This is a genomic window from Brevundimonas halotolerans, from assembly GCF_003730275.1.
GTDB lineage: Bacteria > Pseudomonadota > Alphaproteobacteria > Caulobacterales > Caulobacteraceae > Brevundimonas > Brevundimonas halotolerans.
The window spans coordinates 112619-133038 of record NZ_QTTA01000020.1 but is presented as its reverse complement, the minus strand read 5'-3'; the positions used below and the strand labels follow the sequence as shown (position 1 = coordinate 133038).

General features: G+C 67.4%; 19 protein-coding genes, 1 tRNA gene and 1 riboswitch. Of the genes, 10 read left to right on the top strand and 10 right to left on the bottom strand.

The annotated features are described in order from the left end of the window. Positions 1-24 precede the first annotated feature (24 nt). Positions 25-1167, top strand: coding sequence for a polysaccharide biosynthesis/export family protein (locus tag EG854_RS10495; RefSeq protein ID WP_123288069.1), 1143 nt, complete (start codon positions 25-27; stop codon positions 1165-1167). Beyond that, complete coding sequence (locus EG854_RS10490; protein WP_123288068.1) at positions 1160-1537, top strand: hypothetical protein; 378 nt, start codon at positions 1160-1162, stop codon at positions 1535-1537. The genes EG854_RS10495 and EG854_RS10490 overlap by 8 nt, the downstream gene beginning before the upstream one ends. On the opposite strand, the gene yihA is transcribed toward EG854_RS10490, so the two are convergent. Genes yihA through rpmH form a run of 4 tightly spaced genes read right to left on the bottom strand, consistent with a single transcriptional unit; the run spans position 1527 to position 4578 of the window. Then, the gene (gene yihA / locus EG854_RS10485; protein WP_123288067.1) at positions 1527-2168 is read right to left on the bottom strand and encodes a ribosome biogenesis GTP-binding protein YihA/YsxC; all 642 of its coding nucleotides are present in this window, start codon (positions 2166-2168) and stop codon (positions 1527-1529) included. The two genes, EG854_RS10490 and yihA, sit on opposite strands and share 11 nt — an antisense overlap. After that, complete coding sequence (gene yidC, locus EG854_RS10480; RefSeq protein WP_123288066.1) at positions 2165-3982, bottom strand: membrane protein insertase YidC; 1818 nt, start codon at positions 3980-3982, stop codon at positions 2165-2167. Before yidC ends, yihA begins: the two co-directional genes overlap by 4 nt. A 34-nt stretch (positions 3983-4016) precedes the next feature. Then, the gene (locus EG854_RS10475) at positions 4017-4406 is read right to left on the bottom strand and encodes a ribonuclease P protein component (RefSeq protein ID WP_123288090.1); all 390 of its coding nucleotides are present in this window, start codon (positions 4404-4406) and stop codon (positions 4017-4019) included. Between the two features lie 37 nt (positions 4407-4443). Further along, positions 4444-4578, bottom strand: coding sequence for a 50S ribosomal protein L34 (gene rpmH, locus EG854_RS10470; protein WP_123288089.1), 135 nt, complete (start codon positions 4576-4578; stop codon positions 4444-4446). A gap of 137 nt (positions 4579-4715) precedes the next feature. On the opposite strand from rpmH, the gene EG854_RS10465 reads away from it, so the two are divergent. From EG854_RS10465 to EG854_RS10450, 4 genes are all read left to right on the top strand, one after another. After that, positions 4716-5552, top strand: coding sequence for a TVP38/TMEM64 family protein (locus EG854_RS10465; RefSeq protein WP_241153212.1), 837 nt, complete (start codon positions 4716-4718; stop codon positions 5550-5552). After that, positions 5549-7033 (top strand): sensor histidine kinase, encoded by a 1485-nt coding sequence (locus EG854_RS10460; RefSeq protein WP_123288064.1) that lies wholly within the window; start codon positions 5549-5551, stop codon positions 7031-7033. Before EG854_RS10465 ends, EG854_RS10460 begins: the two co-directional genes overlap by 4 nt. 70 nt (positions 7034-7103) lie before the next feature. After that, entirely contained in the window at positions 7104-7493 is a 390-nt protein-coding gene (locus tag EG854_RS10455) for a hypothetical protein (protein WP_123288063.1), read from the top strand. Positions 7494-7575: 82 nt separating this feature from the next. Next, positions 7576-9171 carry a carboxylesterase/lipase family protein gene (locus EG854_RS10450; protein WP_123288062.1) on the top strand — a complete coding sequence of 532 codons (1596 nt, stop codon included), beginning with the start codon at positions 7576-7578 and terminating at the stop codon, positions 9169-9171. 57 nt (positions 9172-9228) lie between these two features. Here the strand turns inward: EG854_RS10450 and EG854_RS10445 are convergent. Next, a tRNA-Arg gene (locus EG854_RS10445) sits at positions 9229-9305 on the bottom strand. Positions 9306-9486: 181 nt separating this feature from the next. Here EG854_RS10445 and EG854_RS10440 point away from each other — a divergent pair. Next, the gene (locus EG854_RS10440; RefSeq protein ID WP_123288061.1) at positions 9487-11241 is read left to right on the top strand and encodes a gamma-glutamyltransferase family protein; all 1755 of its coding nucleotides are present in this window, start codon (positions 9487-9489) and stop codon (positions 11239-11241) included. A gap of 4 nt (positions 11242-11245) precedes the next feature. Here EG854_RS10440 and EG854_RS10435 read toward each other — a convergent pair whose 3' ends face one another. Further along, on the bottom strand, positions 11246-12154 hold the full coding sequence (locus EG854_RS10435; protein ID WP_241153211.1) for a lipid A-modifier LpxR family protein: 909 nt from the start codon (positions 12152-12154) through the stop codon (positions 11246-11248). 143 nt (positions 12155-12297) lie between these two features. Then, positions 12298-14250, bottom strand: a complete 1953-nt coding sequence (locus EG854_RS10430; RefSeq protein ID WP_375782299.1) for a ribonucleoside-diphosphate reductase subunit alpha — start codon at positions 14248-14250, stop codon at positions 12298-12300. A gap of 333 nt (positions 14251-14583) precedes the next feature. After that, a riboswitch (yybP-ykoY riboswitch) is annotated at positions 14584-14687 on the top strand. Between the two features lie 109 nt (positions 14688-14796). On the opposite strand from EG854_RS10430, the gene EG854_RS10425 reads away from it, so the two are divergent. Together EG854_RS10425 and EG854_RS10420 are read left to right on the top strand one after the other, a co-directional pair. After that, positions 14797-15387 carry a TMEM165/GDT1 family protein gene (locus EG854_RS10425; protein WP_241153210.1) on the top strand — a complete coding sequence of 197 codons (591 nt, stop codon included), beginning with the start codon at positions 14797-14799 and terminating at the stop codon, positions 15385-15387. A 156-nt stretch (positions 15388-15543) separates the two neighbouring features. Next, positions 15544-16605 carry a ribonucleotide-diphosphate reductase subunit beta gene (locus tag EG854_RS10420; RefSeq protein WP_123288059.1) on the top strand — a complete coding sequence of 354 codons (1062 nt, stop codon included), beginning with the start codon at positions 15544-15546 and terminating at the stop codon, positions 16603-16605. On the opposite strand, the gene EG854_RS10415 is transcribed toward EG854_RS10420, so the two are convergent. The 3 genes from EG854_RS10415 to EG854_RS10405 are packed head-to-tail and all read right to left on the bottom strand — an operon-like array spanning position 16602 to position 19270. Continuing rightward, a complete protein-coding gene (locus EG854_RS10415) occupies positions 16602-17771 on the bottom strand; it encodes a serine hydrolase domain-containing protein (protein ID WP_164462001.1) in 1170 nt (389 codons plus the stop codon). The two genes, EG854_RS10420 and EG854_RS10415, sit on opposite strands and share 4 nt — an antisense overlap. Position 17772: 1 nt before the next feature. Then, positions 17773-18534 carry a molybdopterin-dependent oxidoreductase gene (locus tag EG854_RS10410; protein WP_123288057.1) on the bottom strand — a complete coding sequence of 254 codons (762 nt, stop codon included), beginning with the start codon at positions 18532-18534 and terminating at the stop codon, positions 17773-17775. After that, complete coding sequence (locus EG854_RS10405) at positions 18515-19270, bottom strand: cytochrome b/b6 domain-containing protein (RefSeq protein ID WP_123288056.1); 756 nt, start codon at positions 19268-19270, stop codon at positions 18515-18517. Before EG854_RS10405 ends, EG854_RS10410 begins: the two co-directional genes overlap by 20 nt. A gap of 97 nt (positions 19271-19367) precedes the next feature. Between EG854_RS10405 and EG854_RS10400 the strand changes: the two genes are divergently transcribed. Continuing rightward, positions 19368-19994 carry a glutathione S-transferase family protein gene (locus tag EG854_RS10400; protein ID WP_123288055.1) on the top strand — a complete coding sequence of 209 codons (627 nt, stop codon included), beginning with the start codon at positions 19368-19370 and terminating at the stop codon, positions 19992-19994. The last annotated feature ends 426 nt before the right edge of the window (positions 19995-20420 follow it).

Sequence of the window (20420 nt, the reverse complement as noted above, 5' to 3'; positions counted from 1 at the left end):
TTGAAACGCCGGTAAGTCAGACGCATGGCCCGACGTCTTGCCCTCCCTGCCCTGTTGTCCGCCCTGGCGCTGGCCGGATGCTCCACCCTGCCGGTCGAGGGGCCGTCGGCGCGTGATGTCAACGGCCATGCGGGCGACCAGAGCTATGCCGTGGTCGAGCTGGACGCCGGCGTCAGCCAGATGCTGAGAGCCGTCCCGGTGGACGCGACCGCGTCGCTGGCCGGGGCCGAGAGCACGGCGCCGCTCGACCGGATCGGGGTCGGCGATACGCTGTCGGTCTCAATCTATGAGCCCAGCGGAGCCCTGTTCGGCGCCCGCGGCGGCGGCGGTACGGTGCAAGGCGCCAGCCAGACCCTGCCCATGGCCGTGGTCGCCGACAGCGGCACCATCCAGATTCCCTTTGCCGGAATCGTCGCGGTCGAGGGCCTGACCGTCGCCGAGGCCGGGTCCGCCGTGCGCCGGGCCCTGATCGGGCGGGTCGGCAATCCGCAGGTCACAGTCGCGCGCGCTGAAGCCCCCTCTACCGGGGTGACGGTGCTGGGCGAGGTGCGCACACCGGGCCGGGTGCCCCTGTCGGTCAGCCGCGACCGGCTGCTGGATGTCATCGCCGCCAGCGGCGGGCCGTCGCGCAGCCCCGAGGAGATCGAGGTGCTGGTCAGCCGCGGCCAGACCACCTGGCGCGCGCCCTATAGCGCCGTCACCACCCGTTTCGACCAGAATGTGCGGCTGGCACCGGGCGACCGGGTCAGCCTGGAATACCGGCCGCGTCGCTACAGCGTCATGGGCGCGCTGGGGGCGGTGTCGCAGGCCGAGATGGGCCCCGGATCGCTGACGCTGGCGGCGGCGCTGGCCCGCGCCGGCGGTCCGAACCCGAATACCGCCGATGCCCGGTCGGTGCTGGTGTTCCGCTTTGAAAGCCCGGCGGTGGCTCGCGCCCTGGGTCTGAGCCAGCCGCCCAGCCCGCGCGGGGTGCCGGTGGTCTATCGGCTCGATCTGTCGGGACCTTACGGGATGTTCGTCGCCTCGGATTTCGAGATCCGGCCGGATGATCTGGTGTTTGTGCCGCGCGCGGGATCGACCGAGCTGCGCGAGTTCTTCGAACTGGTCCAGAGCGTGACGCGGGTGGTCTATGACGTCTCGGTCACCAGCGCTCTCAACCTTGACTGACCGTTCCCCGACCGCGCGGCTGGCGGCGCTGAGGGCGTCGGCTCTGGCGGTCTATCGGGCCCATGACCTGCCGACAAAGGCCGGTTTTTACCGCAAGGGGCCCAAGGCCAAACGCTGGACGCGGCTGGCCGATGATCTGGATGCGGGGGCCCGCTGGGACCTGATCCGGGCCCATGCGCCGGACAGTGGCTGGCGCTTTCTGGAGCGCGATCGGCTGGGCGAGACGCATGAGGCAGCAGCGGTGCGCGAGGCAGCTAGGGTTCTGGTGGCCTGTACGCGGCTGGAGACGGCGCTGGAGGGGGCTGAGGGGACGCTGGTCGCGCTGATCGATCTGGCCCTGTCGCTGCCCGCCGGGCCGCTTAAGGCGTAACCTCGGCAGCGGTCATGGCGAAGGCGCGCAGCTCCGCCATGCCGGTGCCCTTTTCCGATGAGGTCAGGGCCACGTGCGGATAGGCGGCCGGGCGTTTGGCGATGGCCTTCAGCGTTTCGGCGACCCGCTTTTCGCCCTCGCCCGACTTCAGCTTGTCGGCCTTGGTCAGCACGATCTGATAGCTGACGGCGGCCAGATCCAGGGCGTCGAGCGCCTCGGTATCGACCGCCTTCAGCCCGTGGCGTGCATCGATCAGCAGATAGACCCGCTTCAGCGTCACCCGGCCGCGCAGGTAATCCCGGCCCAGGTTCTGGAACCGCTTGACCTCGCCCTTGGACGCCTTGGCCCAGCCATAGCCCGGCAGGTCGACCAGACGCATGCGCCCGTCCAGCTCGAAGAAATTGACCTCGCGCGTGCGGCCCGGCTCGTTCGAGGCGCGGGCCAAACCCTTCATGCCCACCAGGGCATTGATCAGGCTGGACTTGCCGACGTTGGAGCGACCGGCGAAGGCGATCTCGGGCCAGTCGGGCGGCGGCAGCTGCTCGATCCTGGCGCAGCCCATGATGAAGGTGGCGGGCCGCGCGAACAGCACCCGCGCGGTCTCCAGCTCTTCCTCGGTGAAGTCGGTCACGCGGCCTTCTTCTTGAAGTAGCGGTCGATGAAGCTGTCGATCGGGTTCTCGGCCTTGAAGCGGTGCATGATGATGTACTGCTGCAGGATCGACAGGATGTTGTTCCACGCCCAGTAGACCAGCAGGCCGGCCGCGAACGGCGCCATGATGAAGGTGAAGACGAACGGCAGGAAGGCAAAGATCTTGCGCTGCATCGGGTCGGGCGGCGGCGGGTTCATGGCCATCTGCAGCCACATGGTCAGGCCGTAGAAGATCGGCAGGATGCCGAGGCCCAGCGTGCCCACCAGCAGACCCCCCAGCAGGGGCAGGCTGCCCGGATCCCACGGGATCAGGCCGAACAGGTTCCAGATGTTGGACGGATCGCGTGCCGACAGGTCCTGCAGCCAGCCGAAGAAGGGCGCGTGGCGCATCTCGATGGTGACGAACAGCACCTTATAGAGGGCATAGAAGACCGGGATCTGGATCAGGATCGGGATACAGCCCGCCAGCGGATTGATCTTCTCGCGCTGATACAGCGCCATGGTTTCCTGCTGCTGCTTCTGCACGTCGCCTTCGTGCTTCTTCTTGATCTCCTCCATCTTGGGCTGGAGCTTGCGCATCTTGGACATGCTCTCATAGGCCTTGTTGGCCAGCGGGAACATGACCAGCTTGACGACCACGGTCAGGGCCAGGATGGCCAGTCCGAAATTGCCCAGCACGCCATAGAAGAAGTCGACGATCAGGAAGATCGGGCGGGTCAGGAAGAACAGGAAGCCCCAGTCGATCGCATAGATGAAGCGCGGCAGGTCCAGCTGCTCCTCATAGCTCTTGAGGATTTCGTTGCGCTTGGCGCCGGCGAACAGGTGGCGGGTCTCGGTGATCTGACGGCCCGCCTGGATGGTCACGGCCTCGCCCAGCATATTGGCCTGCATGGACGTGACATTGCCCTGCTCGCGGGTGCGGAACTCGGCCTCGATGGACTCGCCCTGATCCGGGATCAGCGCGGCCAGCCAGAATTTGTCGGTGATGCCCAGCCAGCCGCCGGTCGATTCCTTGCGGATCGGAGGCTTCTTGGCCCAGTCCTTGTATTTGTGCTGCTCGGTCGAATAGCCGCCGTTCTCACCAAAGGTGCCGATAGCGCCCTCGTGCGAGATCATTTCGCGGCCCAGCGTCGGCGGCACGCCCTGGCGTTGGACCGAGCCATACGGCGCCAGCGTGATCGGCTGGGCGCTGAAGTTGGCGACCGTGTCGGTAATGGTGAACAGATATTGCTCATCGATCGAGATGACGCGGGTAAAGCGCAGGCCCTGACCATTGTCCCAGGTCAGGGTAACGGGCGTGGCGGGCGTCAGGGTTTCGCCCGACGTCAGCCGCCAGGGCGTGTTCAGCCCGGGAACGCCGCCGGCGACGTTGGTGCCCAACCAGCCGAACTGGGCGAAATAGGCATATTCCATGCCCTGCGGCCGGAACAGCTCGACCGGCTGGTCCGAGCCCAGCGTCTGGTCATAGCCCAGCAGGAACAGGTCATCGATCTTGCCGCCTTCCAGCGACAGGGAGCCCTTCAGCGTATCGGTCTCGATGGCCACGCGGCTGGCGCCGGCAAGGGCCGCCTGGCGGTCGGTGATGAAGACGGGCGGGTTGGCCGGGATGTCGCCGGAGTCGGTCGGCAGGGCGACGCCCGGCTGGCTCTGCTCTGCCACGGTTTCGCGCTGGGCATCGAGAGCCGCCTTGCGCTGATCCGCCTGGGGCTGGAGCACAAAGGCCTGATAGGCGAACAGGAAAATCACCGTGACCACGATGAAGATGATCGTGTTCCGATTGTTGTCGAGGTTCATGGATCGGCAGTCCTGGCCTGGTCTGGCGGAGAATTCAGGGCGCAGGCGAGGCCGAAGGCCCGACGGGCGCATCCGGCCGCGGCGGGCGCGGGGTCGCGAGCCTTGTAAGGGCCCATTTCACATCGTCAAGCAAACGTGGCCATGCACGGTCCACCGTGCCCATGCGCGCAATCAGCACATAGTCGGATCCAGGCCGTCCCAGTTCGGGGATCAAAAGGCGCGCCGCCTCGCGCAGACGGCGTTTCGCGCGGTTGCGGATCACGGCCCCGCCGACCTTGCGCGTCGCCGTAAAGCCCACACCGATCAGCGGGTCGCCGTCGCCCCGGTCGCGTCTCTGGACCACGACACCGCCCCGGGCTTCAGACATGCCTTTCGCGGCCGCCAGAAACTGGGGCCGCGAAGTAAGGCGTTCAATGCGGGTCATGGCCACATGGTCTCTCCGGACGGAGAGACCCGACGCATCAGGCGGTCAGGCGCTTACGGCCCTTGGCGCGACGGCGCTGAACGATCTTCTGACCGTTCTTCGTGGCCATCCGCGAACGGAAACCGTGACGGCGCTTGCGTACGAGTCGCGACGGCTGATAGGTCCGCTTCACGGTCGGCTCCATATATCTAGCAGTGACGCGGCAGACTTGATGGCGTCCACCGCAGGAGGGCGGGCGTATAAGACCCCGGGGCGCGGGTGTCAACGCCGTCGGCGTGCTACCGGGCCCCAGAAAGAGACCGTGGAGCCATGACTGAGCCCCGAATTCCTGCTGATCCCGAGGCCGTGCCGGGGATGGATTCCGCCCTTCCACCGGTGGCCGAGGCGGCGGTGAGCAGTCACACACCCCGCTCGGCTCGCGACTGGGCCCTGCGCCTGTCGCCCATCCTGGCGCTGGCGGCGCTGGTCATTCTGGCCTTTGCCATGGGCTGGAACAAGTATCTGTCGATGGAGATGCTGCGCGAGCACGGGCTGAATCTTCAGGCCTTTGCCGCCGAGCAATTCCTGCTGGCGCTGATCATCTTCATCGCCGTCTATGCCCTGGCCACCGCCAGCACCATTCCGGGCCCGGTGTTCCTGACGCTGCTGGGGGGCATGATGTTCGGACCGCTGGTCGGGGCGCTGGCCCAGGCGACCGGAGCGACGCTGGGCTCGATCGCCATATATATGTTGTATCGCAGCGCCATCGGCACCTGGCTGCGCGCCAAATTCGAGGCGGATGCAGGCATGATGCACAAGATCGCCACCGGCATCGACCGCAATGCCTTTGTCACCCTGTTGACCCTGCGCCTGATCCCCAGTGTGCCGTTCGTGCTGATCAATGCCACGGCCGGCATGGTCGCCGCCCCGCTGCGCCCCTATATCGCTGCGACCTTTCTGGGCCTGTTGCCCTCGACCTACATCTACACCTGGATTGGATCGGGGCTGGGCGACCTGTTGCAGCAGGGGGTTCAGCCGGACCTGAACATGCTGGTCTCGAAATTCTTCTGGCCTCTGATGGGGGTGGCCTTTCTGTCGATCCTCCTGCCGCTGATGATCAAGGGCGGTCAGGCGTGGTACAAGCGTCGCCAGAAGAGGATGGCATGACGGCGACCGCGGACCGGGTCTATCGCTGGGCGGTGAAGCCCCTGACGGCCCTGAAGGCGCGCGCCGATGCGCCTGTCGCGGCACGACCGGAGCCCCGGGTCATCTCGGGGCTTGCCTTCCGCCTGCTGCTGCTGACCGTGATATTCACCTTCGCCGTCGGCGCCCTGATCATCGTACCCAATGCCGCGAGTTTTCACGAGCGCTGGCTGCGCGACCGGCTGCAGGCGGCCGAGCTGGCCTCCACGGCCGTCGAGGCCCTGCCCTACAGTATGGTCGATGATGAGGTAGCCGAACAGTTGATGACCATCGGCGGCGTCCAGGCCGTGGTGGTCGGCGATCAGGGGGTGCGCCGCCTGTTGCTGCAAGCACCCAATCTGCCACGCACGCCCGATGTCATCGACCTGAGGGGACGGGGCACCTGGGCGCGGGTGGTCGAGCCCTGGCGCACCCTGTTCGGACACCCCGACCGCTCGATCCGGGTGCAGGCCCGGCCGCGCTATCGCTCGGGCGACTATGTGGAAATCCTCGCGCCCGCCGAGCCGCTGAAGCAGGAGCTGCGCGCCACCCTGGTCAACAGCCTGATCACTGCCGTTCTGGTCGCGGGACTGGCGGGTCTGATGCTGTATGCGGCGCTGGCGGTGCTGGTGCTGCGGCCGCTGAACCGGGTGACGCGCTCGATCGAGCGCTTTGCCGGCGATCCTGAGTCCGACCCCGAGACCCCCTCCAACCGCCGTGACGAGATCGGTCAGGTCGAGCGCGAACTGGCCCGCATGCAGGGCGAGGTGCGGCTGGCCCTGCGCTCTCGCGCTCGTCTGGCCGCACTCGGCGAGGCGGTGGCCAAGATCAACCACGACCTCAGAAACATGCTGAGCGCCGCCCAGATCGCCTCGGACCGGATGGCCGACTCCGCCGACCCCGCGGTGGCGCGCGCCTTGCCCCGGCTGGAGCGGGCGCTGGGCCGGGCCACGGCCCTGACCCGTAATGTGCTGGACTATGGCAAGACCGAAGAGCCCGAGCCGCAACTGCGCCGCGTGCCTCTGGGGCCCGCCGTCACCGCCGCCGCCCAGGATGCCGGGCTGGAGCACAGCGACATCAAACTGGTCCGCGCCCTGCCCGCGCGGCTGGCCGTGACCGCCGACCCGGACCAGCTGCACCGCATCCTCGTCAATCTGATGCGGAATGCCCGCCAGGCCCTGAGCGACACGCCCGAGGCCGTCAGCGGTACCCGCCCGCCGCGCCTGAAGGTCGCCGCCGAAGCCCGGGGCACCCGTGTCCACATCCGGCTGGAAGACAATGGCCCGGGCATCCCCCCGCGCGTCGAGGAGCGGCTGTTCCAGGCCTTTGTCACGGGCGCCGGGCGGGAGGGGTCGGGTCTGGGACTGACCATTTCGCGTGAGCTGGCCGAGGCCCAGGGCGGGACGCTGCGGCTGGTGTCGACCGGACCGCAGGGCACGGTTTTCGAACTGGTGCTGAACGCCTGAGCCTCCATGAGGAAACTTTCACAGGCTTGACCGTTTCCGATGGCGTATGAGTGTTCCTTCGGAGGACCCTATGATTACGCTTGTGACCCTTTCTGCCGTCCTGATACTGGGCAACCCCGTTCTGCAAGACCCCGCTCGCCCGCCGGCGCAGGACCCCGTCGCCGAACAGGATACGGGCAATGACGAAACCCAACGTCTGAATGCCCGGGTGCTGACCCAGCTTGAGGGCGCCGACGCCATCGAGGCCCAGGGCCGCGCCGCCTATGAAGCGGCCGTCGCTGAACGCGCGGCGCGGATTGCCGAAATCGAGGCCGAGGCCGCGCGCGAACGGGCCGCCTATGAGACCCGCATGGCCGAATACCGCGCCGAGGTGGCCGCAGCCGAAGCCCGCCAGGCCCGCTGGCGCGATCAGGTCGCGGCCTGCGAACGCGGAAACCGGGCCGCCTGCGCGGGTAACTGACGACAGATCGATTGCTGCCCCCGTATTGATGCCCTCGTGTAGCCGTGACAGCCTCCGTCTCCGGACGGTGGGGGGATACAACATGGCACAGCGGGGCGGACCCTGGACCTCGCGTCGGGGGGTGCTGATCGGCGCAGGACTGGCCGCCTCGCTGCCCGGCTTGGCCATCGGTCGTGATCGGGGGCCTCCGCGCGCGCAAACTCGCCATGGCCCGGTGCAAGGATTTGTGGATGACGGCGCACGCGCCTTCCTCGGCATCCCCTACGGCGCCGATACCGGCCCCCGGCGGTTCGCCCCGCCGGTCCCGCCCGCGCCCTGGACCACACCGTTCGAGGCCACCGCCTATGGCCCCTCTGCCCCCCAGCGGGCCGAGGCCGGGGCAACCTCTGAGGACTGCCTGCGCCTGAATGTCTGGACGCCGGCCCGCGTCGAGCAACCGCGCCCGGTCGTCGTCTATATCCACGGCGGCGCCTATGCGACCGGCTCTGGCTCCAGCCCCCTCACGAGCGGCGCGCGGCTGGCGCGGCGGCAGGGTCTGGTGGTGGTGACGCTGAACCACCGGCTGAACGCGCTGGGATATGGCTATCTGGCGCGTCTGGCGGAGGCCCACGGCATCCCCGGCTTTGAAGACAGCGGCAATCTGGGCCAGCTGGATCTGGTGCTGGCGCTGGAATGGGTGCGCGACAGTATCGCGGCCTTTGGCGGAGACCCGTCACGCGTGACCCTGATCGGGCAGTCCGGCGGCGGGGCCAAGATCGCCACCCTGATGGCCATGCCGCAGGCGCGGGGCCTGTTCCACCGGGTCATGACCATGAGCGGCCAGCAGGTCACCGCCTCGGGCCCACTGAACGCCACCCGCCGGGCGGAGGTCTGGCTGGACGCGCTGGGCCTCGCGCCCGGCCAGATCGGCCAGCTGCGCACCCTGCCGGTCGAGCGCCTTATCGAGGCGACCCGGGCCGAGGATCCGATCCTGGGCGGCAGTCTTTATTTCGGGCCGGTGCTGGATGACCGGGTGCTGACCCGCCACCCCTTCTATCCCGATGCCCCTGCCCTCTCGGCCGACATTCCGATGATCATCGGCAATACCCGCGAGGAGACGCTGGCGTTTCTGGGCAATGACCCGGCCAATCGCGACCTGACGTGGGACAGCCTGCCCGCGCGGCTGACGCCCTCGCAGATGCGCATCGATGTGGCGCCGGAACAGGTGATCGCCTTTTACCGCGACCTCTATCCGCAGATGTCGCCGGATGAGGTGCTGATCCGGGCCACCACCGCTGGCCGGTCCTGGCGCGCCGCGGTGATCGAGGCCGAGGAACGCGCGCGGCAGGGCAGCCCGGCCCGGGTCTATCAGCTGGACTGGCCCGCCCGCCTGCCGGATGGCCGGAGCGGGGCCTTTCACACATCGGACATTCCGTTGGTGTTCGACACCCTGGCCGCCGAGGAATCGGGCGTCATCGGGCCACAGGCACAGGACATGGCCGACCGGATGAGCGGCTTCGTCGCCCGCTATGCCGCGACCGGCGATCCCAATGGCGCCGGCCTGCCGGACTGGACGCCGTATTCGCTGGCGCGCCGCGAGACCCTGATCCTGGACCGGCCGCCCCGGATGGAGAACGACCCCCGCGGCACCGAACGCGCCTGGTTCGGCCGCATCCCCTACATCCAGCCGGGGACCTAGGCGCGCGCCAGCCAGCTCGGGACCGTGGAGCGGTTCAACACAGTGATTGAAGGAAAATGGCGCACCCGGAGCGATTCGAACGCCCGACCCCCAGATTCGTAGTCTGGTGCTCTATCCAGCTGAGCTACGGGTGCGGATCTGACCCTTGCGGGGCAGGGGCGGTTCTCTAGCCCCTCGGTTTCATCGGCGCAAGACCTGTGAGCTCCTGAAACGCCGAGAATCTGACTGGCGGGCAAGTCATCGTCGAACGGCGGGCCAAAATGGGCTAGGCCGGATCGAACTCCCCGCAATGTCGCAACGGACCTGTCCCTGTTCATGCCTGTGTCGAACCTCCTGCGCCCCCTGTTTGCCGTCGCCCTGCCTGGCCTGCTGCTGATCGGGGCCGCCTGTGCGATGCAGCCGGAGGCCCGGCCGGTCGACCCGGCCGCCCCGGTCGCGTCGGATGCGCCGAAGGCCGTCGGGCCGTTCGTCTCGGCGGCCAATCCGCATGCGGTGGCGGCCGGTATGGCGGTGCTGGACCGGGGCGGCACGGCAGCCGATGCAGCGGTGGCGGTGCAGGCGGTTCTGGGCCTGGTCGAGCCGCAGTCGTCGGGGTTGGGCGGCGGCGCCTTCATGATGTGGTTCGACGCCGAAAGCGGCGCGGTCACCGTCTATGACGGGCGCGAGACCGCCCCTGCTGCGGCCACGCCCGAGTTGTTCTGGCAGGACGGCAAGCCGCTGGGCTTTGCCGACGCCGTCATGTCGGGGCGCTCGACCGGCGTGCCGGGGGCGGTGGCCATGCTGGGCCTGGCGCACGAGCGGCACGGTCGGCTGTCCTGGGCGGATCTGTTCGGCGAGGCCGAACGACTGGCCGAGGACGGGTTCGAGATCAGCCCCCGGCTGGGCGGCTTCATCGCCTCGACGCGCGGACAGGCCCGCAGCGACTGGGCCAATGCCTATTTCACCGGGGCCGACGGACAGCGTGTGCAGACGGGCGATGTGCTGACCAATCCGGCCTATGCCGAAACGGTGCGCGTGCTGGCTGCCGACGGGCCGCGCGCCCTGTATGAGGGCCCGCTCGCCGAGGGGATTGTCGAAACGGTCGCCGAAGCCCCGCGCCCCGGGGCCCTGACGCTGGAAGATATGGCCGGCTATCAGCCGAAGGTGCGCGAAGCCCTGTGCCGCCCCTACCGGATCTATGTGGTCTGTGTGCCGCCGCCGCCGTCCAGCGGGGTGTCCCTGCTGCAGCTGCTGGCCATGGCCGAGCATGTGCCGGACGTATCAGCCGGCCCGGACGACGCAGGTGCCTGGGTCGCCTTCGCCCGGCTGCAGCGGCTGATGTACGCTGACCGGGATCGCTATGTGGCCGATGCGGATTTCGTCTATGTGCCGGTCGCAGGCCTGCTGGACCCGGGCTATGTTGCCGAACGCGCCGCCCTGGTACCCGGCCTGACCGGCGCGGCGGAGGCCGGCAACCCGCCCGGCATCGTCGCGGTCGGCACCGACGCCACGACCGAGCCCGCTGGAACCTCGCACTTCTTCATCGTCGACCAGTGGGGCAATGCCGTCAGCATGACGACCACGGTCGAGAGCGTGTTCGGCTCGGGCCGGATGAGCGGCGGCTTTTTCCTGAACAACCAGCTGACCGATTTCTCTTTCGAGCCCGTCGATGATCTGGGGCGCCCGGTGGCCAATGCCGTGGCGGGCGGCAAGCGGCCGCGGTCCTCAATGTCGCCGGTGCTGATTTTCGACCGCGAGGGGCGGCTGGTCGGGGGGCTGGGCTCGCCCGGCGGGTCGTCGATCCTAGCCTATAACGCCAAGGCCCTGATCGGCACCCTCGACTGGGGCCTGGGCGTGCAGGACGCCTTTGACCTGCCCAATCTGGTGGCGCGCGGGTCTGGGCTGGGGGCGGACACCGAGCGGTTCTCGCCCGAGCTTCAGGCGGCCTTGATGGAGCGGGACCTGCGATTGCGGCCCAATGCCAGCGAGAATTCGGGCCTGCACGGCGGCCTGTGGCGGCTAGGGCCGGACGGCTGGGCATGGGATGGCGGGGCCGACGATCGCCGCGAGGGCGTAGTGGCGCCCCGCTAGCGGATCACCAGTCGGGTTTGATCGAGAACTGGAAGGCCACCATGCCCTCGGTCACATCGGCCTCAATGCTGTCGCTCATGTCGCGCATGCCGCCGGGCTCGATCTCGCGATAGACCAGACCGACCGAGCTGTGGACGTCGCCCCGGCGGAAGGCGACGCCGATCGAGGCATCGCCAAGGAAGGCCCCTGAGTCGTGGCTGTAGCCCGAGCGGGCATAGTTGCCGTCGCGGGTGCGGGCGAAATTATAGCCGACCGCGCGGCCGGAACCTGCGGCGAACAGATACCAGCGCGCCCGGTCGCCAAAGACCTCCTGCCCCTCGGGCACCATGCGATCGACGTCCGAGCCGATCGACAGGGTGGCCCCGGCCTCGGCCACGGGACCCAGCGGCGTCAGGCCGACCCCGGCGTGGGGCGTCAGGGTCACTTCGAGGCCCGAGGCGGTATAGCCGAGCGTGGACGGCCAGCCCCGACGATAGCTGAGGCCATAGCGCTCGTCCTCGACCGCGACCGCATCGCCGGCGCCCGGCGGCAGCGGCCCGCCATCTGCGCGACGCAGGGTGCCGACGCTGTCGACCCTGAGGCTTTCGGTATAGGCATCCGTCTCGCGCCAGACCTCGCGGCTGGTCGCCACCCAGGGCGAGCCGCGCTCGATCTCCAGTGGCCGGACGTCGACGGACCGACTGTCGGGCACATAGGCAGGACCTGCGACGGTTTGGGTCCGGGCCGTATAGGTGGTGTCCGCATTGAGGCGCGAGGTTATTTCGCGGTCACGACGCTGGGCTTCCCAGCTGTCTTCCCACGGGTCTGCAGAGTTGAGTGACGCCGTCGTCGACGGGCCCGCCTGTGCAAAGGCAGCTCCCCCGAAACCGGTGGCCAGGACACACCCGACCAGTATGGACGTCGATCGCTTCACAGGCCCTCACCGTGCCCTTACGCAGCGTTACGCGCTTGAGCATGCTACATTCGCCCGCGTCCGACAAATGACTTTTCGGCGACGCGGCTCCGATCCCCTAACGGATCGGGATGGCTCCGCGTTCCCTCTCGCCGGGCCTTGCCCTACTGGCAGGCCAGACACTCGTCATAATCGGTGCGCGCCACCGAGAACAAATCAGGCTGGTTCGGATCGATTTCGGCCTCGGCCTTGTCCTCCGAGCCGGCGAACGATGCCCGCTGCACCGACTTGGACCGCAGGTAATAGAGCGACTTCAGACCCCGCTCCCACGCCGACCAGTGCAGCATGTGCAGGTCCCATTTCTCGACGTCGCCGGGAATGAACAGATTGACCGACTGCGCTTGGCAGACCTCGGGCGTGCGATCAGCGGCCAGTTCGACAACCCAGCGCTGATCCAGTTCAAAGGCGGTCTTGAAGATGGCTTTCTCGTCGTCGGTCAGCTCGTCCAGATGCTGGACCGAGCCTTCATTCTCGAGGATCGAATTCCAGATGGCGTCGGTGTTGAGACCCTTGGCCTCGAGGATTTCCTCCAGATAGGGGTTCTTGACCGCGAACGAGCCCGACAGGGTCTTGTGCGTATAGATGTTGGCCGGGATCGGCTCGATGCCCGCCGAGGTACCGCCGCAAATGATCGAGATCGAGGCCGTGGGGGCGATGGCCAGCTTGTGCGAGAAGCGCTCCATGATGCCGCGCTCTTCGGCATCGGGGCAGGCGCCCTTTTCTTCGGCCAGCAGGCGGCTGGCCTTGTCGGCCTCGCGGCGCAGGTGCTTGAACAGCCGCATGTTCCACGACTTGGCCATGGCCGATTCAAAGGCCACGCCCTGCGCCTGCAGGAAGGAGTGGAAGCCCATCAGCCCCAGACCCACCGACCGCTCGCGCTTGGCCGAATAGACGGCGGCCGACATTTCCGGCGGGGCGCGGCGGATGAAGTCTTCCAGCACATTGTCGAGGAAACGCATGACGTCCTCGATGAAGCGCGGCTCGTCCTTCCACTCCAGGAAGGTCTCGGCATTGACCGACGACAGGCAGCAGACCGCCGTCCGGTCGACGCCCAGGTGGTCGCGGCCGGTGTGCAGCATGATTTCCGAGCACAGGTTGGATTGCTTGACCGACAGGCCCAGCTCGCGCTGGTGGCGCGGCATCTGGCGGTTCACCGTGTCCGAGAAGATCAGATACGGCTCCCCGGTCTGCAGGCGTATCTCGAGGATCTTCTGCCACAGGCCGCGGGCGTCGACGGTCTTCATCACCGCCTGATCCTTGGGTGACAGCAGGTCGAAGGTCTTGCCGTCGCGCACCGCCTCCATGAAGGCGTCGGTGATGTTGATGCCGTGGTGCAGGTTCAGGGACTTGCGGTTGAAGTCGCCCGACGGTTTGCGGATTTCGAGGAACTCCTCGATCTCGGGGTGGTGCACATCCAGGTAGACGGCGGCCGAACCCCGGCGCAGCGAGCCCTGCGAGATCGCCAGCGTCAGGCTGTCCATCACGCGGATGAAGGGGATGATGCCCGAGGTCTGGCCCGCGCCCTTGACCTTCTCGCCGATCGAGCGGACGCCGCCCCAATAGGTGCCGATGCCGCCGCCGTTCGAGGCCAGGGCGACGTTCTCGTTCCAGACCGACTGGATGCCGTCGAGGCTGTCACCGACCGCATTCAGGAAGCAGGAGATCGGCAGGCCGCGATTGGCGCCGCCGTTCGACAGCACCGGCGTCGCCGGCATGAACCACAGCTGGCTCATATAGTCATAGATGCGCTGGGCGTGGTCGGTGTCATCGGCGAAGGCATTGGCCACCCGCGCGAACATGTCCTGATAGCTTTCGCCCGCCAGCAGATAGCGGTCTTCCAGCGTCTTCTTGCCGAACTCGGTCAGCAGGGCGTCGCGCGAACGGTCCAGAATGATGGAGGGCACCACCTTCAGATGCGGTCGTTCAGCGGTCGTGCCCACAGACGTCCCCGACGTCTCTGCCGTCTTCATTTCCGCCGTCTTCAGTGCTTCCACGCCAGCCATAATGCTCGATAATCCCCGAATGCCAATGCAACAGCGCCTCCTGCACAACCACATGATCTAGTGGCCGAAGCAGGTCCCGACGCCACATATGGGGCACAGATACCTAACGACCCGTCAACGGGCTTGACGATCACATTGTTCGCGAATCGGGGGGCAAGCCTCTCGGGACTGTGGAAAGCCCTGTGACACCGGGGTGACGCCGAAGCCCTGTTCACGAAATCGTGATCGCCCCACCCGCCCGTCGGAACAGCCGGCAACCGAGGTCGTTTGGCGACGATCCCGCTCGCCCGCCTGCGCCACCGAGGGGCCGAAATCCGGACCCAGCCGGCGGCCGGACGCCACCGCGAGGCCCGGCTTGCGCGGCAGGCCCCTCCGGCGTAAAGCGGCCCCCTCGTCATCGGGGAGTAGTCGCCCACGCAAAAGTGGGGCGCGCGTCAACACACTTTCCCTCGCCCGGAGGGAATGGCGCGTGCGGGGCTCCCGCAGACCTTCGGGTCGCGGAGCTGTTTGACAAGACCGCTGGCATCGCGGGGCGCATCCATGCGGGGGCGTTCGCGATGACCGTCGGTTCGCCCGTCGCCCCCGCCCGAGTGACCTGTTGTGATTCCTTTTGCAGACGGCCCCTTCTGGGAGGCCCTGGCTGTTTCGACCGGCCTGGTGGCCCTGGCCGAGATCGGCGACAAGACCATGCTGCTGGCCGTGCTGCTGGCGGCGGCGTGGCGGCGGCCCGTGCCCATCCTCGCCGGCATACTGGTGGCGACCGTCGCCAATCATGCGGTGGCGGCGATCGCGGGCTCCGTGCTGGCCAGCTTTGCCGAGGGGGCGTGGGTCAAATGGGGGATCGGCCTGACCTTTCTGGCCTTTGGTGCCTGGACCCTGTTCCCCGACCGGCTGGAGGACCGCCCGGCACCGAAAGAGACCAACTGGCGCGGCATCTTCCTGACGACCATGGCGGCCTTCTTTGTGCTCGAGATGGGCGACAAGACCCAGATCGCCACGGCGGCTCTGGCCGTTCGGTTCGAGGCCCTGATCCCCGTCGTGATCGGCTCGACCCTGGGGATGATGCTGGCCAATACGCCGGCCGTCTTCCTCGGCGAGAAGGCCGCGACACGCCTGTCCCTGACCTGGATCCGCATCGCGGCCGCCCTCGGCTTTGCCCTGACGGGGCTGGTCGTCCTGTTCTTCGACTGATCCATCCCCAGCCTGCGGCGATTAACCACAAGATTTGGGGGTCGCCGCGATCACAATCACAACATCCAGCGCCGGAGCCCCTTGGCAGGCCGCGTCTGTCCGCGCATGGTGCGGGCTCGCCCTGCAGCAATGATCCCTTCAGTTCACGAGACGCGCATGAACGCCCACAGCCCGATCACGCCCGCCAAGCCTGCCGGCAGCCTGCCCGGCCTGTTGACGCCCTCGGCGGCCTACAAGCCGTTCCGCTATCCGTGGGCCTTCGACATGTGGAAGAAGCAGCAGCAGGTCCACTGGATGCCCGAAGAGGTGCCGCTGGGCGAGGACTGCAAGGACTGGGCGGCCAATCTGACCAGTGCCGAGCGCAATCTGCTGACCCAGATCTTCCGCTTCTTCACCCAAGCGGACATCGAGGTGCAGGACAATTACATGGAGAAGTACGGTCGGGTGTTCAAACCGACCGAGGTCAAGATGATGCTGGCCAGCTTCGCCAATATGGAGACGATCCATATCGCGGCCTACGCCCTGCTGCTCGAGACCATCGGCATGCCCGAGAGCGAGTTCGGCGCCTTCATGGAATATGAGGCCATGCGGGACAAGCACGACTATATGGGTCAGTTCGGGGTCGAGACCGACGCCGACGTCGCCCGGACGCTCGCCATGTTCGGCGGCTTCTCCGAGGGGCTGCAGCTGTTCGCCAGCTTCGCCATGCTGATGAACTTCCCGCGCCAGAACAAGATGAAGGGCATGGGCCAGATCGTCAGCTGGTCGGTGCGCGACGAGAGCCTGCACTGCGAAGGCATCATCAAGCTGTACCACGCCTTCAACAAGGAGACCGGCGCGGTCACCAAGTCGGTCGCCGACGACATCCTTCAGTGCTGCGAGACCGTGGTGAACATGGAGGACAAGTTCATCGACCTGGCCTTCGAGATGGGGCCGGTCCACGGCATGACCCCGGACGACATCAAGAAATACATCCGCTTCATCGCCGACTGGCGCCTGCGCCAGTTGCAGCTGCCGGAGCTGTTCGGCGGCTCGCGCGAGAACCCCCTGCCCTGGCTGCAGTCGCTGCTCAGCGGCGTCGAGCACGCCAACTTCTTCGAGGCCCGCGCCACGGAATATTCCAAGGCCGCGACCAAGGGCGCCTGGCACGGCGCCGATGGCGTCTGGGACAGCTTCGACCTGATGGTCAAACGCCGTAACGAGACGGTCGAGGACTAGGTGCCTGCCGGGCTCTGGCGACGCTTCCGCGTGCGTAGCAGGGCGTTGGCGGCCGCTTCCGCCGAGCCCGGCCCCGTCAGCACCACCGCCGCATAGGCCTGATCCACCGGCGACCAGACCATTGCCGCCTTGATGCCACTGGCGCCGCCGGAATGGCCGATCCAGGTCAGCGGACGGCCGGGCTCGGGCACCTCATAGAGCATCAGGCCCCGACCATAGGCCATCGGCTGATCGAACATGGGCCAGGGCAGGTCAAGCATGCTCCGCACCCGCTCCGTCGGCAGCAGACGTCCGGTCAGCACCGCCTGCAACAGGCTGACCGCGCCCTCGGGCGTCGCCAGCATGGGCCCGGCGGCGCCCACCCAGGCCGGGTGGACCATACCCTCCCCCCGGGCGGCATCCGGCGGCGGCAGGGACTGCATATCGGACACGGCATCGTCCGGCGTCACGAACCGCACACCGGACAGGCCGGCCCGCTCGACGATCCGCCGGGTCAGGATCTGGTCCAGCGGCTGCCCTTCGACCGCCTCCAGCACCGCGCCCAGCAGCCAGTAGTTGGTGTTGGAATAGCGCCAGCCCTGCCCGGGGCAGAACAGGCTGCCCTCGTCGCGCGCCACCGCGACCAGTTCGTCGATCGTCCGCAAGCGGGGATCGGCCCGCACTGACGCGGCCTCGTTGGAACTGTAGAGGCCCGACGTATGATCCAGCAGCATGCCGAGGGTGATCCGCTCGCCCAGAGGCACCCCGTCGACCCAGCGCGACACCGGGTCGTCCAGCGACACCGCCCCCTCCTCGACCAATTGCAGCACGGCGATGGCTACCGCCAGCTTGCCGGCGCTGGCCCACCAGAACAGGGGAGCGTCGTTCGCTCCCGCCCGGCCCGACCACAGGCCGTCGGCGTCCAGCACGGCGGCCCCCATCGAATCCGTCCCCATGGCTCCCGAGGCTCGCGTCAGGACGTCATCGAGGGCGGCGTCCTCCCGCCCGGTCGCCGCGAAGGTCGAAGCGGGCCACAGATCAACGTCCGGGGCCGCGAGAGGGGGTGGTCCCAGTCGCGTGATCGCGCCTTCGCACAGCGGTGGCCGGGGCGGCGCGTCCGACGACGTCTGGGCCAGCAGTTGGGTCGGCCACAGAGCGATCAGCCCGGCAAGGACAAGGCCCCGCATCCTAGATCCCCGCATACCATTCATAGCCGCGGTCTTCCCAATAGCCGCCCTTGCCGCGGCCGATGTGGGCGAAGCTTTCCACCGCCTCGATGCGCTTGATGTATTTGGCCATCTTGTAGCCGAGCTGGCGCTCCAGCCGCAGACGGATGGGCGCGCCGTGCTTGATGGGCAGGATCTCGTCGTTCATCTCATACGCAAGGATGGTCTGCTCGTGATACGCCTCGCGGATGTCGACCGAGGTGTAATAGCGCTCGCCGTCCTCGGTCTGATCGAGGGCGTCGAAGCAGTGGAAGACCACGAACTTGGCCTCGGGCTTGAGGCGCGCGCGGTTCAGCACGGCGGACAGGCGCGCGCCCTTCCACTTGCCGATCGAGGTCCAGCCCTCGACGCAGTCGTGCTTGGTGATCTGGGTACGCGACGGCAGGCCCCGCAGCTCGGCCAGCGACAGGGCCAGCGGGGTCTCGACCAGACCGTCGACGATCAGCTGATAGTCCCGGAAATCATTGGCCTTGAGCGCCCGGTATTCGGCGGCGGACGGATCGACCGAGCCATTGGCGCGGAAGTCCTTGGAGATGTCCTTTTCCTCGTATTCGGGGGCCAGGGCGTCGCGGGCCAGGGCGCGCTGGGTGCGCTTTGACACCTGCTCGGCCTTTTTGACCGTGCACTGGGCCTGGGCATTGCGGACCAGACCGTCGCAGCCCGACAGGGCCAGAGCCCCGCCGGCCAGCAGCAGGTGACGGCGATCAGGACGGATCACGGTCATCGGACGTCTCCTCGGACGGTTCGGGTTCGGTGCGGATCACATACCAGCCGGTGACCATGGACCTGAGATTGTTGAGCGGGCCGCTGAGGAACACCAGCAACACATGCACCACGGCAAAGGCCGTGATGCCCATGGCGGCGATGAAATGCAGGGTGCGCGCCGACTGTCGCCCGCCCAGAATCGGCAACAGCTCGGGGATGGCGGCATTCATCATCGGCGACATGCCCAGCCCCGTGACCAGCATCATCGGCAGCAGGATCAGCAGCACGACCAGATAGGTCAGCTTCTGGATGACATTATAGGTGCGGGCGGCCTCGCCCTCGGGAAACTTGAGCTTCGCGTGCTCGACCACGCTGTCGGGGATGTGGGCCAGTTCCTCGCGGCTGGGCTCCATCATCCGGGCCAGCCGCCCCGAGAACAGGATGTACAGCAGATAGAGCATGCCGTTGGCGACGAAGATCCAGGCAAAGAAGAAATGCCAGTTCCGGCCCGCCGCCAGATCGCGATAGCCGGGCAGGGTCAGCCAGCCGGGAATGGTGCCAAAGCTGATCCAGGCATCATCAAAGGTCGAATCCAGCCCCCAGTAGAGATGCGGGTGGGCCTTCAGGATCTGCAGGCCGGTCATCAGCAGGAAGACCAGACAGATGACATTGACCCAATGGGTCAGCCGCACCGGCCAGGGGTGCCGCCAGGTCGCCACACGGTCAGGGCCCAGGGGCCGGTCAGGACGGGTCATGCGCGGACTATCCCCGACTTTGCCATTACGCGAAACCACAGTTGTGTGACGGGCGTCATCATCCGGGATTAGTGTGCCGAAAACCCGGGAGGACACCATGGCCGACGCAATCACCTTCTATACCAACCCCATGTCGCGCGGGCGCATCGTGCGCTGGATGCTGGAAGAGGTGGGTCGCCCCTATGACACCCAGGTGCTGGACTATGGCACCACGATGAAGGCGCCCGAATATCTGGCCCTCAACCCGATGGGCAAGGTGCCGGCCATCGTCTGCGACGGCGAGGTGGTCACCGAATGCGCGGCCATCTGCACCTTCCTCGCCGACCGCTTCCCCGAGGCCGGGCTGGCCCCGGGCGCGAGCGAGGCCGGGCGCGGCACCTACCTGCGCTGGATGTTCTTTGCCGCCGGACCGCTGGAGGCCGCCGTCACCGCCAGGTCGATGAACCTGATGCCCCCCGCCGACAAGGCCGGCACGCTGGGCTATGGCACCTTCGAGGCCGCCATCGAGGCGCTGGAGGGCGCGGTCTCGGGTGACGGGCCGTGGATTCTGGGCGATCGGTTCAGCGCCGCGGACATCTATGTCGGCTCGCAGATCAACTGGGGCCTGATGTTCAAGACCATTCCCGACCGCCCGGCCTTCGTCGCCTATGCCGAGCGCCTGCGCGCCCGTCCGGCTTACGTTCGCGCCACCGAAATCGACGACGCCCTGATGCCGAAGGGGTGAGGCCGCCGGTCCAGGGTTCATCACAGCGAACACAGCGAAGAAAAGCCACGGAGGGCACAGCGAGGGGGCGCCCGGGGTTGATGGCGGCACCTTTTCATCTCCTCCCCCCTCATGGGGGAGGTGGCGCGCCGCAAAGCGGCGTGACGGAGGGGGCGGCTGTATGGACATCCGTTTCCCCGACGAACGTCGGGGTCCAGACGGGCATGCAAGCCGCCTGCCTGCTGCTCTGGGCCCCGGCCTGCGCCGGGGAAGCGGAGGGGTGGGGTGAAAACCGAAGGTTTCATCACAAAGTCCACAAAGAAGGCACGACGGGGTGGTGCCGGGCTCCACGCCGCGGTGTTCTTTGTGTCTTCGCTTTCGCTGTGTTCTCTGTGATGAAATTTGCTTCGCAGGGCGGCGGATCGGGGACGGCCTGCCACGATCGAT